The sequence below is a fragment of the Lactobacillus sp. ESL0684 genome (genome assembly GCF_029392675.1).
Taxonomy (GTDB): Bacteria; Bacillota; Bacilli; order Lactobacillales; family Lactobacillaceae; genus Lactobacillus.
The window spans coordinates 742,446-758,847 of sequence record NZ_CP113941.1 but is presented as its reverse complement, the minus strand read 5'-3'; the positions used below and the strand labels follow the sequence as shown (position 1 = coordinate 758,847).

At 38.3% G+C, this 16,402-nt stretch carries 14 protein-coding genes; all 14 read right to left on the bottom strand.

Annotated elements, in window-relative coordinates; genetic code table 11:
- Positions 1–2: 2 nt before the first annotated feature.
- The 14 genes from rsgA to OZX56_RS03520 all read right to left on the bottom strand — a co-directional run bounded on the left by rsgA (position 3) and on the right by OZX56_RS03520 (position 16,286).
- A complete protein-coding gene (gene rsgA, locus OZX56_RS03585) occupies positions 3–893 on the bottom strand; it encodes a ribosome small subunit-dependent GTPase A (RefSeq protein WP_277140347.1) in 891 nt (296 codons plus the stop codon).
- Complete coding sequence (gene pknB, locus OZX56_RS03580) at positions 893–2,860, bottom strand: Stk1 family PASTA domain-containing Ser/Thr kinase (protein ID WP_277140214.1); 1,968 nt, start codon at positions 2,858–2,860, stop codon at positions 893–895. The genes rsgA and pknB overlap by 1 nt, the downstream gene beginning before the upstream one ends.
- Positions 2,857–3,606 (bottom strand): Stp1/IreP family PP2C-type Ser/Thr phosphatase, encoded by a 750-nt coding sequence (locus OZX56_RS03575; RefSeq protein ID WP_277126612.1) that lies wholly within the window; start codon positions 3,604–3,606, stop codon positions 2,857–2,859. Before OZX56_RS03575 ends, pknB begins: the two co-directional genes overlap by 4 nt.
- A gap of 3 nt (positions 3,607–3,609) precedes the next feature.
- Positions 3,610–4,926: a 16S rRNA (cytosine(967)-C(5))-methyltransferase RsmB gene (gene rsmB / locus OZX56_RS03570; RefSeq protein WP_277140213.1), complete on the bottom strand. Its 1,317-nt coding sequence runs from the start codon at positions 4,924–4,926 to the stop codon at positions 3,610–3,612.
- Positions 4,919–5,863, bottom strand: a complete 945-nt coding sequence (gene fmt, locus OZX56_RS03565; RefSeq protein WP_277140212.1) for a methionyl-tRNA formyltransferase — start codon at positions 5,861–5,863, stop codon at positions 4,919–4,921. Before fmt ends, rsmB begins: the two co-directional genes overlap by 8 nt.
- Before the next feature lie 13 nt (positions 5,864–5,876).
- On the bottom strand, positions 5,877–8,276 hold the full coding sequence (priA, locus tag OZX56_RS03560) for a primosomal protein N' (RefSeq protein WP_277140211.1): 2,400 nt from the start codon (positions 8,274–8,276) through the stop codon (positions 5,877–5,879).
- A gap of 62 nt (positions 8,277–8,338) precedes the next feature.
- Positions 8,339–8,557, bottom strand: a complete 219-nt coding sequence (rpoZ, locus tag OZX56_RS03555) for a DNA-directed RNA polymerase subunit omega (protein ID WP_277126616.1) — start codon at positions 8,555–8,557, stop codon at positions 8,339–8,341.
- A gap of 2 nt (positions 8,558–8,559) precedes the next feature.
- Positions 8,560–9,174, bottom strand: coding sequence for a guanylate kinase (gene gmk / locus OZX56_RS03550; protein WP_277126617.1), 615 nt, complete (start codon positions 9,172–9,174; stop codon positions 8,560–8,562).
- Between the two features lie 99 nt (positions 9,175–9,273).
- Positions 9,274–11,730 carry a glycoside hydrolase family 2 TIM barrel-domain containing protein gene (locus OZX56_RS03545; RefSeq protein WP_277140209.1) on the bottom strand — a complete coding sequence of 819 codons (2,457 nt, stop codon included), beginning with the start codon at positions 11,728–11,730 and terminating at the stop codon, positions 9,274–9,276.
- A gap of 61 nt (positions 11,731–11,791) precedes the next feature.
- Positions 11,792–12,721 (bottom strand): alpha/beta hydrolase, encoded by a 930-nt coding sequence (locus OZX56_RS03540; protein WP_277140207.1) that lies wholly within the window; start codon positions 12,719–12,721, stop codon positions 11,792–11,794.
- A 215-nt stretch (positions 12,722–12,936) separates the two neighbouring features.
- Complete coding sequence (locus OZX56_RS03535; protein WP_277140206.1) at positions 12,937–13,248, bottom strand: PTS lactose/cellobiose transporter subunit IIA; 312 nt, start codon at positions 13,246–13,248, stop codon at positions 12,937–12,939.
- 13 nt (positions 13,249–13,261) lie between these two features.
- A complete protein-coding gene (locus OZX56_RS03530) occupies positions 13,262–13,582 on the bottom strand; it encodes a PTS sugar transporter subunit IIB (protein ID WP_277140205.1) in 321 nt (106 codons plus the stop codon).
- Between the two features lie 9 nt (positions 13,583–13,591).
- Positions 13,592–15,010 (bottom strand): glycoside hydrolase family 1 protein, encoded by a 1,419-nt coding sequence (locus OZX56_RS03525; RefSeq protein WP_277140346.1) that lies wholly within the window; start codon positions 15,008–15,010, stop codon positions 13,592–13,594.
- The gene (locus OZX56_RS03520) at positions 15,003–16,286 is read right to left on the bottom strand and encodes a PTS transporter subunit EIIC (RefSeq protein WP_277140204.1); all 1,284 of its coding nucleotides are present in this window, start codon (positions 16,284–16,286) and stop codon (positions 15,003–15,005) included. The genes OZX56_RS03525 and OZX56_RS03520 overlap by 8 nt, the downstream gene beginning before the upstream one ends.
- Positions 16,287–16,402: the final 116 nt, after the last annotated feature.

Sequence of the window (16,402 nt, the reverse complement as noted above, 5' to 3'; positions counted from 1 at the left end):
CTTTACTTTAAATATTCAGGTAATTTATCGTGTTCAATTTCAGAACGAATTGTGAGGTAATCATTATATCGGCTTTGCTTAATCTGACCACTTTCAACTAATTTCTTAACTTCACAACCAGGTTCTTTTAGATGTTGGCAGCTACGAAACTTACACTTAGAACTAGCTTTTTTAAACTCTAAAAAATATTTTCCTACTTCATTAACCTTAATCGGTGTTAAGTCAATCGCAGAAAATCCTGGCGTGTCAGCTAAAAAGCCTTGGCCCAAACTAAATAATTGGACGGTTCTCGTCGTGTGCTTTCCCCGATTTAAACTAGTAGAAATGGCAGCTGTTTCCTGTTGCAATCCTTGCTTAAGATGATTAATCAAAGTAGATTTACCTGCTCCAGACTGACCTGCTAACGTCCAAATCTGCTCAGGAGCAATCATAGTTGGTAACTTTTGTTCCAAAGTCTGCCAATCAGTAAAAAATGGATACCCAATTTGTTCATAATAGGTTAAATCTGCCATAATTTTCGTTAGCAGTTGCTCATTAGCCAAATCACTTTTTGATAAATATAAACTAACAGTCACATCTTGCCAAGCAAAAAAGGTTAGAAAGCGATCTAACAAAACCAATGAAAAATCAGGTTCTATTGCAGAAATGACTAGCAAGACATGATTAACATTAGCAACAGCAGGCCGGCCAATTAAATTTAATCGCGGCAAAATTTCAACTAAATAGCTCATCCCATGCTCATCAACCTGAATTTTAACTCGGTCGCCAACAGTAGGTTTCTGCTTTTTCTGTCGAAAAACTCCACGCGCCCTTGTCCGTACTAATCCACTATCAGTTTGCACATCATAAAAACCAGCGATCAATCCAACAACTATGCCCTCAGCTTGCCTAATCATTTATTCACCTTTTCATTTAAAATTGTTTGTCCATCGCGCACAACTCGCAACTGGCCGGCACCATCTTTAAGTGAAAATGGAATTGAAAAATTGGTATCACGTTTAATATAAAGATCACGATAAATATTACTTGATGAATGGTTGTCGTCAGCAATGTAAATTTGGACATGATTTCCTCGTTTATTGTCGTCGTCATCATCATTTTTTTCTTCATAATTAACAGTAAACGTCTTAATTGCCGCGGCGCCTTTATCCTCTTTAGGTCCCTGTGATACACTAACCGTTATTGTATTACCACGCTGAACTTCAGTTCCTGCAGCCGGGCTCATCGAAATAATTAATCCTTTTTTAACCTTGTCAGAGTAAGTAGATGTTACCTGCAATGTTAAACCATGTTGACTAGCATACGCTTGTGCGGATTTAAGCGTATAATTTTTCAAGTTTTTCAGCTTAATAGTATTATGAACTTCTTCGCTGCGACCTTTAGAAACACTGAGTGTAATCGTCGTTTGCGCTGGTTTAACTTCTACATCAGCCGCAATACTCTGTGCGATGACATGGTCGTCTGGTACACTAGCAGAATATTGATTTTCGCGAATAACTTCAAAACCCAGTTTTTCTAATTTTGCAACTGCATCATCATAGTCCATACCAGTAACATCAGGCACCCGCGCCATCCCAGCACCATCAGACACGTACAAATCAATATAGCGACCACGTTTTATTTCGGCACCAGCTGGCGGAGAGGTTTTTATTATTTTGCCCTTAGTAATTGTGTCAGAATTTTTATGCTTAATTTGACCGATCTTTAAACCTGACTTTTCAATTCGTTTACGCGCCATTTTAGTAGTTAGGTTAGTCACGTCAGGAATGCGCACCTCACGCGGCTGGTTATTATTGAGTGCAAACACCATCATCACGACAACCACGATTGCCGCTAACCCAACAAATAGCCACCACCATTTATGATTGCGCAAATTTTGTAAAAATCCTGGTTTAGGAACTTTTGTCTGATCAGATTTAGATTCTGTGGTTTCATCTTGAGTGTCAGTTTGCCTTTGTTTAAAATTAGGCAGAACAATAGTTTCGTCATTGCTAAATCCATGAGTCGGGATAAAAACAGCTTCATGCGCACGCGTAGGACTTAAACTTGTATCTAAATCTGCTTGCATTTCTTGTGCTGTATGGTATCGGTCTCTTGGATCCTTAGCTGTTGCCCTTAGAACAACATTTTCCAACGCTTGGGGCACGCTACCAGTACCCTGGGCCTTAATTTCTGGTATCGGTTCTTGAGCATGCTTAAGCGCAATCGCTACCGCAGTATCCCCATTAAAGGGAACAGAACCAGTAATCAATTCATAAAGGATAATCCCTAGCGAATAAATATCGGACTGTTTGGTAACTAATCCGCCACGAGTTTGCTCGGGGGACATATAATGCACCGAGCCAATTGCAGAATTAGTTTGAGTAATTGAATTTTGATTTAGCGCAACTGCAATGCCAAAATCAGCAATTTTAATGTTGCCATGTTGATCCATTAAAATATTCTGTGGCTTAAGGTCACGGTGAATCACATCATGTTTATGCGCCAAGATCATTGCGCTCAAAATTTGGTCCATAATACTAATGACATCATGCAAATCCAGTGGTGAGTTACGACGAATATAATCTTTTAGATCTGGGCCATCAACATATTCCATCACCATATAAGGCAACCCTTGATCACTGCCCACATCCAGTACCATGACAATATTAGGATGACTGAGCTCACTAGTAGCCAATGCCTCACGTTGAAATCGAGCAATTGTTTGTGGCTCTTTTTGTAAGTCAAGACGTAAAATTTTTACTGCAACTTTGCGCTGCAAGATAATATCTTCAGCTAAATAAACATTAGCCATTCCGCCTTCGCCTAAGGTATCCAGAATGCGATAACGATCTCCAAGCATGTAGCCCTTATTGATCACGCTTCATCACCACCTTCGCTGGCAATGAGGCAAACAGTAATGTTATCACCACCACCCAAACGATTTGCTTCATTAATTAACTTATAACAACGTTCTTTTAAAGACAAATCCTTAGTTGCCAGAATTTGTTGAATTTGGGGATCATCCAGCGAATTAGTTAAACCGTCAGTACATAGCAAGATAATATCACCATCATGTAATTTGAGTTGACGATATTCTGGATCAATGGTACTAGAAACTCCTAATGCCTGCGTAATAATATTTTTTTGAGGATGATCTTTTGCCTGTTGCTTGGTAATTTGACCAATCTTAACTAATTCATTAACTAACGAATGGTCTTCAACTAATTGAGTAAAATTCCCCGCTACATAGCTATAAGCGCGCGAGTCACCCAGATGAGCAATAAGTACTTCGTCATCAAAAAATGCCGCTAAAACAATCGTCGTTCCCATGCCATTTAAATCGGGAAAACGATCCGCAGTTTTTAAAATAGTTTCATTTTCATAGTTTAGTTGCACTTCCAGCCATTTACGACTTTTGGCACAATCATTAAAATCGGTGGTAGTAAAACTGTGTCCTAAATGGCGCACAGCCATTGTAGAAGCAACATCTCCGCCTTGATGTCCCCCCATGCCATCACATACGATAGCCAAGGTAGCACCACTTTTATTTTTAAAAACTTGTACAAAATCTTGATTGCTTTTTCGTATCCGTCCGATACTTGAAGCGAAAGCTGTTTTGATCAAAACTTAACCTCGCATTACAAACTTAGCGATGAAAAAACCATCACTATTATAACTATCTGGCAGAATCTTTAATTCTCCCGTAGGTGCCGCAATTTTTCCTGTATTAAAAGGCTGTAGTCTAAATTGGGAATGCTGCGCTAAAAAAGCTGCAACTACCTGCTCATCTTCTTCTAACGCAATGCTACAAGTTGAGTAGACCAATTCGCCACCTATTTTTAATAAGGAACTAACCTGGTCAAGAATATCTAACTGGATCTTTTGCAAATTTGTCAAATCAGCTAACTTTTTAGTATAACGGATTTCCGGTTTACGCCGCAGTAGTCCTAGGCCAGAACAAGGCGCATCAACTAAAATTTTATCAAATTGTCCATATTGAAATTCTTCTTGTGCTTTGCGAGCATCAATTGCCTTGACAGTTACTTTATCTGCAACATGCATTCTAGCAGCAGTTTCTTGAACCAAACGTAATTTTTTAGCATGAATATCAAGAGCCGTTACGTTGCCAGTTGTTAATTGCTGCGCGATTTGGACAGTCTTACCACCTGGAGCACTGCAACTATCCAGTACTGCTTCTTTGCCAGTAAAATTGAAAGCACTTACTGCCAAACTAGCAGCTTCGTCTTGAATTGTCAATTTTCCGTCTTTAAATAAGCTAGTTTCACTAACTCCACCATGACTCAAAATTAGCTCAGAAGCACTCAGATCAGATTCTACTGGTGCAAAACCTAATTTTTGCAGCTCAATTGTTGTAGCTGCGCCAGCATTGGGCGATAGACGCACTGTATTTTTAGCCGGTAAATTAATACTAGCAAGCATACTACTAGTACGCTCTATTCCCCAATTCTTAATGAAATATTTAACCAGCCATTCCGGTACGCTTTCCTTGATACTTAGATAAGCAATATGGTCAGTTTTAGCTGGTAGCACTTCTCCGCGACGAATTAAAGATCTTAAAATGCCATTAACAATTTTAAAACCTGCCGAATGCGATTTTCCAAACTGCTTAGCCAGGATATTAGCTTCGTTTAAAGTTGCTCGATTAGGAACCTTATCAAGTAACATAATTTGGTAAGCAGACATCAGCAATAATGGCCAAAGATAATCTTCTCTAAGTTTAGTTTTAACTAAATCATGCAATTGATATTCCAAATAAATTTTGTTTTGAATCGTCCCATAAACTAGCCGGGTTACCAAATTACGATCCGCTTGTGATAGCTGTGCTTCATGCAAGCTGTTATTTAAGCTAATGTTGGAATATGAATTTGTTTTAAAAACCCGTATCAAAGTCTCTAAAGCAACTGCTCGCGCCGTCTTAGTCATCAATAATCTGCATCCCTACTTTAAACTTACTACCTTGACCATTTAAAAAGGCAGCAATTGGCATTTTTTTCTTACCTGCTGGTTGCACTTCTAGTAAGTCTAACACAGTCTGATTGGCAAAACTAAGAGCAAAGCGACTATCATTAGCCACTAAACTTCCTTGAGGCAGATCAGTTTTTTCTGCACTAACTGCCCCACGCCAAACTTTAACCCGTTTGCCCGCTAGCATGAGATATGCACCGGGATTAGGATTAAGAGCACGGATCAAGTTATTAGCTTGTGCAGCGGTCATCTCCGACTTAATCTGTTCCTGCTGCTTACTGATATTAGGTGAAAAAATCACTTCATCACTATTCTGGGGTTGCTTCTTTTTAGGGTCAGCGATAATCTGCGGTAAAGTTTCAAGGAGCAAGTCACGCCCAATCAGTGAAAGCTTGTTAAAAATGCTACCAGTAGTATCATCTTCAGCAATCTCAATTTCTGCTTGAGAATAAATATCACCCGCATCCATCTGCTTGACCATTTCCATAATTGTGATGCCAGTCTTTTGGTCACCATTCATGATTGCATATTGCACTGGTGCGCCACCACGATACTTAGGCAGCAGTGAACCATGAACATTAACAGCTGCAATCTTAACTGAATTTAAAAATTTGCTAGGCAAAAATTGGCCATACGCTGCTGTCACAATTAAATCAGCATGCATTGCAATTAATTCTGCAACCTCGGGTGAACCAGATAATTTTACTGGTTGATAAACTGGTAATTTTAATTCTTCAGCTAATCGTTTAACTGGTGTCTTAGTGATTTTTTGCTTGCGACCAACCTTTTTATCTGGCTGAGTAACAACTGCCTTAACTTGGTAATCATTATCAACCAATCCTTTTAAAATTGGTACGGAAAATTCCGGTGTTCCCATAAAAATAACTGATGTCATTAACATTACTCCTTTACATAATTCGTTCTGGCTCATTGTCAATATAGATGTTTAAGCCATATTTTTTTACTTCTTGCGCAGAATCTTGAATCTGATGCAAAAGTACATTTAGGTTATCTGCTCTTTTATATTTTACCAGTATTTGGTAATAATATTGATTTTTTAGACGAGAAATTGCACTCGGAGTTGGTCCTAAAATAATTACTTCCTGTGATAACTGATTTTGTAATTTGCGCTTGATTTTAAAAGCCTCCCGAGCAGCATTTTGCTCTTTTTTGGCAGCAATCGAAATTAAAATTGTATAAAAATACGGTGGATAGTTGCCTGCATGCCGCATACGCATCTCATAAGCATAAAAGCGTTCATAATCTTGAGTTTGTGCCAATTTTATTGCGTAATGATCAGGATTAAAAGTCTGCACAATAACTTCTCCTGGCTTTTCTGCACGACCAGATCGCCCAGCTACCTGAGTTAATAATTCAAATGTCCGCTCTGCAGCATTATAATCTGGTACCCACAGCCCCGTATCAGCATTAATCACACCAACCAAGGTCACATCAGGAAAGTCTAATCCCTTAGCAATCATCTGCGTTCCTAGTAAAATATCTGCTTCGTGATTGCCAAAAGCATCTAGAATTTTTTTAAACGAACCCTTACGTCTAGTAGTATCAACATCCATGCGTAAGATGCGACTTTGAGGAAGCAGCGACATTAGTTCTTCTTGGACCTTCTGAGTCCCAGTACCCATAAACCGAATTTTTTTACTTTGACAATTGGGACATTGGTTTGGAATGGCCGTCTGATAGCCACAATAATGACACTGCATTTGATTAGTATCTTTATGCATTGTTAGCGAAAGGTCACAGTTCGGGCACTGCATCACATAGCCACATTCTCGGCACAGCATGAAATTAGCAAATCCTCGCCGATTGAGCAACAAAATTACCTGTTCTTTATTAGCTATGCGAGTCTTAATCGCCTCAAGCAATTCAAGTGATAAATCAAATTGATTATCAGTAAAGGCTGCTTTTCGCAAATCTAGCACTTTAACCTCTGGAAGTTGCTTTTGATTAGCTCGTTTGTTCAATTTCAACAAGTGATAAACCCCTTTTTGAGCACGGGCACGACTGGCAAGTGAAGGCGTTGCACTACCTAACAGCAAGGGACAATGATGGTATTGACTGCGCCAAAGTGCAACATCCCGAGCATGGTAACGCGGATTGTCCTCTTGCTTATAGGAAGCCTCATGTTCTTCATCAATCACAATCAGTCCAATATTGGTTAGCGGGGCAAAAACCGCACTACGAGCACCAACCACTACCCGTACACTGCCGCGGCGAATTCTACGCCATTCATCGTATGATTCACCATCTGATAAGCCACTATGTAAAACAGCTACTTGATTGCCAAACCGCGCCTTTACCTGTGCCACCATTTGCGGTGTTAAAGAGATTTCCGGTACAAGCATTAATGCATTGCGTCCATTATCTAGCGTCTCACTAATCGCATGTAAATAAACTTCGGTCTTACCGCTACCCGTGATCCCCTCTAACAAAAAAGTTTGTGCTTGTTGCTGCCTAATTACTGGATTAATTTGTTTAAGTGCAGCCGTCTGGTCTGCATTTAATTCGATTTGAGCTTTTTTACTATCTTCTTGGGTAAAAGCAGCCAAAGGATCACGATAAACTTCAATTGCAGATCGCTTCAACCAACCTTTTTTAACCGCAGTCGTTACAGTTGTAGTATCAACTTGCGCAGTAGCTGCAATTTGAGCTTGAGTTTTGGGGTAATCTCCATAATTAGTAATAATATCCATTAACAGCTGCTGCTGCTTCACCGCATTTTTACGCAATTGTTCGTAGAGCTCAACATATTCTGCTTTAGACAATGCTAAAGAATACTGATTTTGAGTTTTAACCTTAGCCTTATTTTCAACTAAATATTCAATTTTAACATCATCCGTACGCAATAATTGGCGAATAGTCGCAATTTCTTGAGGATCGCTGACCTGCGACAAGTCCAGTACCTGGTCATGAAAAAGCGGCAATTCTTTGGCTGCTTGCGAAATTGGTATTAGAATTTTGCGGTAATTAGCCCGCATAACCCGTGGTAACATGGCCTTAAGGATTGTGATTCGATATGTAAAGATTTGCTTAGCCAATGTTTGTGACAATTCTACTAGCTCAGGTGTTAGCGGAGGCATTTCATCAACCACTAGTAATAAATCCTTCAGCTTTCCTTGAAAATTACTCGTCTGACTTAACCCAACGACGAAACCTTGCAGCTTTCGCTTACCAAATGGCACAACAACCCGTGAACCAATTTCAACTTCACCAATTGCAGCAGGCACTTGATATTCAAAAATACGATCAGTTTGTTTGGCTGCAATGTCTACAATAACTTGAGCAATCATTTAATCACCTTGCAAAAAATGACCTCCATCACTCGTGGATGGAAGTCATCAACTTTGATCACTTACTGATCAACATCACTATTTTTTGAAGAAACTTTAACTTTACCAGCTTCAATTTCTTCCAGTGCTTTGCCAACTGGCTTCTGCGACTTGTAGTGCTTTAAAGCTTCTGGATCACCAGCCTCTAATTCGTGTGCTCGTTTAGCAGCTAAAACTGATAATGAATAGCGCGAATCAACCTGTGCTAATAATTTATCAATTGATGGATACGTAACTCTCATCTTTAGTCCTCCCTTACCATTTTGCGGTAAGTATCAATTACTCGCTTGACACTAACGTGTTCTGCTTCAACAATACATTTAATATGATCAACCGCATTAGCCACTGTGTCATTAACTACTGCATAATCATAATCTTGCATGACCAAGATTTCCTGCCGTGCCTGCTTAATGCGGCCATTAATCACATCTTCAGGTTCAGTGCCTCGATTTTCCAAACGGAGATGTAAAGTATGTAAATCCGGTGGGGTTAAAAAAATGTAAACCCCATCAGGCATTTTTTCACGTACTTTGCGCGCCCCATTAACATCAATCTCTAGTAAAACATCTTTACCTTGATCCAGCATCTTATTAACTGGCTTTAAAGGTGTTCCATAATAGTGGTCAACATACTTATTATACTCCAGCAACTCGCCTTGGTGAATTGCCTTTTCAAAACGCTCATTACTTACAAAATAATAGTCTTTACCATCAACTTCACCTGGTCGCGGCTTACGAGTAGTCATCGAAACCGAATATTCAAATGGAAAAACCTTATTTTCAACAATTGCACTTTTAACAGTTCCCTTACCAACTCCCGAAGGACCTGAAAGGACAAGTAATAAACCTTTATCTGCCATGCCATACTCCCCTATAAAAAGCTAATAAGTCTAGTTTGCACTAAATGCACCATATTTTCAAGTTCAGACAATTTTTTAGGAAATATCGACCGGTGAATTTCAAATAAGCTTAATATTTTTTTCAGTAATAAGGCCATTTTCTAACGTTACCCGTAATTTAGCTGTCTTCGAATCTGGCAATTCAAGAATAATTAAGGCATGACCATGATAAGTGCGGCTCTTTTCCTGATTAAAAGATATATCAGGTTTAGGATCACCGCTGCCGACAACCATGATTTGCACATTGTCTTCAATTGCTTGGACAGTAAAGGCATGATCATCGTCAGTTATAATTCGATTGTCTTTATCACACAAATCAACATCAATATAAGCTAAGTTATGACTTTCATGAAAATCTTTGCAATTATACTTTGTTTCCGCTGTTAAAGCTATTTTAGCAACTTTACTTGCAGAAACTAACTCAGTTTGACTAATAACTGCTCCATGCTCGTAAGTTATGGCAGTTAGGGTTCCAGGCACATAGCCAACTTCAAATAGCGTCCGATAATTAACTGCTGAACCAGCCAGCTTTTTCCCTTGGCTTCGACCATTTAACAGCAATTCAACTTCATCGCCCCCACTATATACCTCAACAATGGTCTTGGCATTTTCAGGCAAGTTCCATGACCAACTACTAACAGTATCGCTCATCACCCACGGCGTTAAATCAACCTGCTGACCATAATGATGTGGATTTTGGACTGCTAAATATGGCTGTTTACGTAGTCCAAACACAATCTCACGATAATACGACAATGGTCTTCTAAATCCGGTAATATCAATATCTCCCACATCGCTGGTTAACGCTGGATACTGGGCACCAAATCCGCCATCACCTGGTTGATAGCTAGGAATTCCTACTCCACTTTCTCCTAAGTAATCCCAGCCAGTCCAAGTAAAATCACCGATAACTTGCGGTAACTTTTCAACTAGCTGCCAATTGCGAGCAATTTCTGGCGGATAAGTTTCTGAGCCAACAATTATTCGTTCCGGATGCTCTTTAGTATCTTTTAGATATCGCGCAGTCATATAGTTATAGCCAATTAAATCAGTCTGAGCTGCCACCTTGGTTAGCTGCTCAGAAATCGCCGAATTAGTCACAATTTGATCTAAATATTTGTCCATATAGGTCATCAATTGATTAATATTTTGCTGACCGACATCTTTAGCTTCATTTGCCTTAGTTACTTCAGCAATAATCTTGGTTAAATCACTACCAACAGTATAAAGTCCATTAACTGCAGCTAGCGAAAACCGTGTATCATCTAATTCACCAATCAGAGTGCAAATTTGATTGCAGAGTTGCAACCCTTGATCCGTTGCAATTTCTGGGATTTCATTACCAATCGAATACAGAATTACAGATGGATGATTATAGTCTTTCCTAACCATTGCGCTAACAACTTCACGCCAATTACTCTTAAACGTTAAGCTGTAATCATAATCTGACTTACTCCTATTCCACATATCAAAAGTTTCGTCCAAAACGTACATTCCTAATTCATCACATGCATGCAGTAGTGCCGGGGCAGCTGGTTGATGAGCCATTCTAATAGCATTAAAACCAGCCTGTTTTAATAAATCAATTTGGCGGTAAACATTTTTTTCAGTTGTCATTGCTCCAAGTAAGCCGCTATCATGATGAATGCCGGCACCACGCAATTTAATAGCTTGGCCGTTAACCATCAAGCCATTAACTGGATCTAAACTTAATTTTCTAATACCAATCTTTGTTTTACTACTGTCAACCAAGGTTTTATTTTGGAATAATTCAAACGTTACCAAATATTGGTGAGGATGTTCGGCATCCCAAAGCTGGGGGTGCTTCAAGTAGATTCTTTGCTTAACCTTTCTGGTTTCATTAGCAAATAGAGTAATCGGCGCTTGCGTTTTGGCAAGTAATTTCTGTTGGTCATCAAACAAATTAATTCGCAAATTGTAGTCACTTTTAGCGATACTATTAACTAGTTCTACTTCGGCTTGTAAGGTGGCTAGATCACGATTACACTCAACTGTCTTGACTGATACTCTATCAGGACTAATATATGCGCAGCCACCAACTAGCAAGTAGACGTCGCGATAAATCCCCGAACCTGAATACCACCGACTGTTAGGAACCGCATCATTCTTAACCTGCACCCGAATTTCATTCTCATCACCATATTTAAGAAAGTCATTTAATGGAACATAAAAGGTTGAATAGCCATCATCGTTTCCTCCAGCTAATTGACCATTAACAAAGACACGCGCATTTTTATAGACGCCGTCAAATTCAAGCTGAAAATTTTGGCTTACTTGTGAACTGGCAACGTACAAAGACTTGGTATAAACAAAACTGCCTCCATCATAAAAACCGGTATTACTACCATTCTTGCTATGTGGGTTACGTTGCTGTTCAATCATGGCGTCATGCGGCAAAGTCACCTCACGAGCATTTTTGGGTGTTGTCCAAATTAATTGAAAAGAATTTTCTTCAATCCAAAAACGCCAATTTTTATTCCAATTTTCTTTTTTCATAATTATCCATTCTTTGATTCTGATTAGCAAAAAAGTGCGCCAAATAGCACGCTTCATTTACTTATTTTTCTGCTAAATTTAAAGGAAATCGCTTGGTTAGCCACTTGGCACATAAATGAGTCCACTCACTAACTGCTGGTTTGATTTGACTTTTTACCTGACTAGTTGCCTGCGACGCTAAGCTCAAGCCATGCTCTCCCTCACCAAAAACATGAATTTCATAAGGTATGTTGGCTTCTGCTAAAGCACTAGCTAAATTAAGCGAATGGACTGCCGAAACCAGTTGATCAGTTGCAGTGGTCCAAATGAAAAATGGCGGAGTTTGTGAATCAACATGATCGACAGGACTAACAGCAGCTTCTAATTCATAATCAGGAATTTCTTTACCTAAATATGCCACATTTGAAGCTCTCATAAACGCTGCACCCATATCAGATGTTTGCTTTGCTAAATCGCGGTCCAATAAATGGTAATCAGTTAATGCATAACCAGTAATTGCAAAAGCAGGTCGCAGTTGTTGTGCAGCGACTTGAAAATAATCTGTCAGAACTGCTTCATTATAACAAGTAGCATATAACGCAGCAACATTCCCACCAGCTGAAAAGCCGCAAACACCAACTTGATCAGGATCAACATGCCAATCACTTGCATTTTGCTTAATTAATAACATCGCTAGGCCTAATTCGCGAATTTGCCTAGGATATAGTGATGCCTCTTTTACTGGCAGTGGCTTAGACAAATCAGGCATCGTTAGTTCACCCGTTTGATAAGTTGAATAACGCAGAACAAAAGCATGATAGCCTTGACTTGCAAAATACATTGCCACTGGTTCAGCTTCTCGATCCGAACAATTAAAATAGCCACCACCAGGACAAATAATAATTGCCGGACGAGCTTTACCAGCAAGCATTTCCGGTGAATCAGCTAGCAAATATGTTGTTAGCGTGACCTCAGGATTATCTTTTACTAAGTTTATTTTTTTGATTTTCATAATTAGACTCCATGTGTGCTGAATTATTACGTAAATTTATTTTTACTTCTATGTAAATATATACTGGTTATTCCTTAGATAATTGTACCTAAGTTAATCATATTAAACAAACAACTTCTTTATTAAACCGGATCCCAAATAAAAAATAGTTAGGTATGCTAAGTTAAACTTGCAATATCTAGCTATCTTTTAATTAAATAGAAATTAACTTGTTATTAAGCAATTTTTCGATATAAATCAACTAGCTCTTTAGCTAAATCAATAAACGTAATTGCCGTCATTAAATGATCTTGTGAGTGCACCATCAATAATGAGATTTCTGTATGGTTGCCTTGCGCTTCTTCAGTCAACATCTTAGTTTGTACATTATGTGCTTCATTCAGGGCTGTTTGAGCTTCATCAAGTTTAGTATCAGCCGTTGCAAATTCCTGATTTTTTGCAGCACTAATAGCTTCCATTGCACATGACTTAGCATTACCAGCATTAATAATCAGTTGCATAGTTGTCTGCATTTGTTCTTCTGCCATCTAAATTCACCTACTATTTAGCCATTAGTTCTGTTGCTTGTTGCAAAACTTTTTCGCCATCCATCATGCCATAAGACTGCATATCAATAACTCCTAATGCAATATCCGTTTCAGCTAATTTACTTTCAAATTCAGCTTCCATATAGCGAACTTGTGGTCCAAGCAAAATGCAGTCAATTGGTTGCTGTGCTATTTTATTATCAGCTTCAGAGGCAGGAGCAGCAAAAATTTCTACATCCATATTTTGTGCTTGGGCTGCCTTTTGCATCTTAGTCACTAACAAACTAGTACTCATTCCTGCTGAACAACACAGCATAATTGTTTTCTTTGCCATTATTTTCTCCTAATTATCAATTTCTCTTTGTGTAACATTTTTAGCGTTAGTCCTAATTACTTCCTGATAAAAATAATAACTATCTTTAGGATAACGCTTCAGCTCTTTAGCAGATTCATTGTCGCGATCAACAAAAACCAACCCATAACGTTTACTGATTCCATCATTAACACTAAGTAAATCAAGAAATGACCATGGATTAAATGAAATCACGTTAACGCCATCTTCAATTGCTTGACGCAATTCGTAAATATGACCATTTAAGTATTTAATCCGCTTTTGATCGTGTACCTTACCATCTACTAATTCTTCACGCTCTGGCCAGCCACACTCCGTTATAATAATAGGAATATTAGGGAAGCGATCATTAACTTTCTGCAACGCAAATCTTAATCCAACCGGATCATAAGAAAAGTCCCATTCAGAGTTCATTAAACGATCATCTGATACTTTTTCGACATTTGAAATCACACCATCCAGCATCTTAGGACTTTCATCATCACTTAACTTAAAAATCGAGGTCGAATACCAATTCAAGCCCAAGTAATTTGCTCGTCCAGACTGCAAGATTTTAGCATCACCTTCCTGAATATCCAATTGTAATCCAGAATCCTTAAGATATCTTAAATAATAATCTGGTAGTTGGCCACGCAATGCTACGTCCATATCAATGAAGGAAATCATATCTTCCATTGATTTGCTCTTTAACGCATTAGCAGAAGTATGATCATATGGAAAGTTTGTCATATAAGATACAGCCGGACCTATTTTAGCTTCAGGATACATTTGATGGCATAGTTTATACACTTTAGCCTGTGCTAAAAACATATAATAATTAGAGTTTTCACCTTTTTCACGTAAGCGTGTTCTGTTTGAATCACTGATTCCATTCATTGATGGCACATTAGCAAGCAGAGATTGTTCATTAATCGTTAACCAATAGTTAACTCGATCACCGAATAATTCCAAAACCGTTTTGGCATAATGATAATAATCATCGATTGCTTGACGATTAGCCCAGCCACCATATTGTTCAACCAACGATTGTGGACAATCAAAGTGAAATAAAGTAACAATTGGCTCTATTCCAGCTTTGACTAACTCATTAATCAATTGATTATAAAAATCCACTCCTAATTGGTTAGGCTCTGGATCATTACCGTGTGGAAAAATTCTTGCCCATGAAATCGAAAATCGGTAACTCTTTAATCCCAAGTCTGCCATCAATTGAACATCTTCTACAACATGGTGATAATGATCTACTGATACGGATGTATCAAGATACTTACTTTTTTGCGAACGTAAATCGGCAATTGTTACTCCTTTGCCATCTTCATTGGCCGCACCTTCAACTTGAAAAGCCGATGTGCTAGCTCCCCACAAAAAGTTTTTTGGGAAATCATCAGGTAACGTCCTAAAATTATTCATCTTCACTATTTTCCTCCTCAAGCGCTTGTTTATCGGCTACTTTAAAGAATGGTAAATAAATTAGCATCATTAATAAAAAGTTGACTACCCAGACAGCAACACCTTGCCAGCCCATAACCATTCCATCAGAAATCACTTTAGGCATTGTCCATGGCATTCCCATTCCTAGGCTCGGATTATAATTAGTAATAAAGCCAATCTTGACTGCTAATAAAGCAACTCCACTTGATACAAAGGTAGACAAGATAAATGGGATAAACATAATTGGATTTAAGACAACCGGCATCCCAAAAATAATCGGTTCATTAATATTAAACAGGTTAGGTAAACTAGAAATCTTGAAGAATTCTTTATAACGCTTTGATTTAGCAAAAATTAGAGCTACCAATACCAAGCTTAGTGTCGCACCAGCAGCATCATTATTAGCAAATGCGAAAACAACCAGGTTATTTAAATATGGAATTGTTTTACCTGCCTGAAAAGCTGGCGTGCTACTGACCATCATTGAAATAACCAATGGAATAATGACTGACTGAATTGCAGCTGGATGAATCCCAAAAGTAAATAGCAGATTTGAAAGCGCAAATACCAAAATCAAAGTAATTGGCGAACCGCCTACGTGCAATAGTGGTGTAGTGATTAACTTATTAACAAAATCAAACACATTACCAAATGGTGAATAATCAAAAATAGCTCTGACTACAAAAACTGTGATAAATATGATAATTCCAATAATTAATGGTTCAATTGAAGAGCTAACCATACTTGGTACAGAATCAGGTAACTTAATCGTTAACTTCTTATTTTTACTTAACTTAACGTAAAATATTCCAATTAAAATTGACAGAATAATCGCAACAATAATTCCTTCACTACCTAAGTAAGAAATCTGAAAGGCATTAACTGGCTTTTTACCAGGAATAACTTGTGGTGTCAAAATAAAGAAACTGGCTAAACTAAACAAACCAGCTACTACTCCATTAGCCTTACTTTTTTGTGCATAATTATAAGCAATAGTAAAAGCAATAAAAACAGCCAAAATATTCATTGTACCATTAACAATGGCTGTCATTGATGGTGTAATGCCAATTGAAGCAAACCAATCTGCTACACCTTTAATTGGAAAACTAGCAAAAATCGAAAAGACAGAAGCTCCAATTGTTACCGGCAAAGTCATCACCATTCCAGATGAAATACTTTGCAAAACTTTATTTTGTCCCAACTTATTCGAAAACGGCACTAGAGTTTTTTCTAGCCATGCTTGAAAATTTTTCATTTTTCGCGCTCCTTAAGATATCAATCGCTTTCATTCAACGCATTAAGTATATGATTATCTCAATTAGTGAGCCATATGCAAAAGCCAGACAAATTATGTCGATTTCACAGATTAGC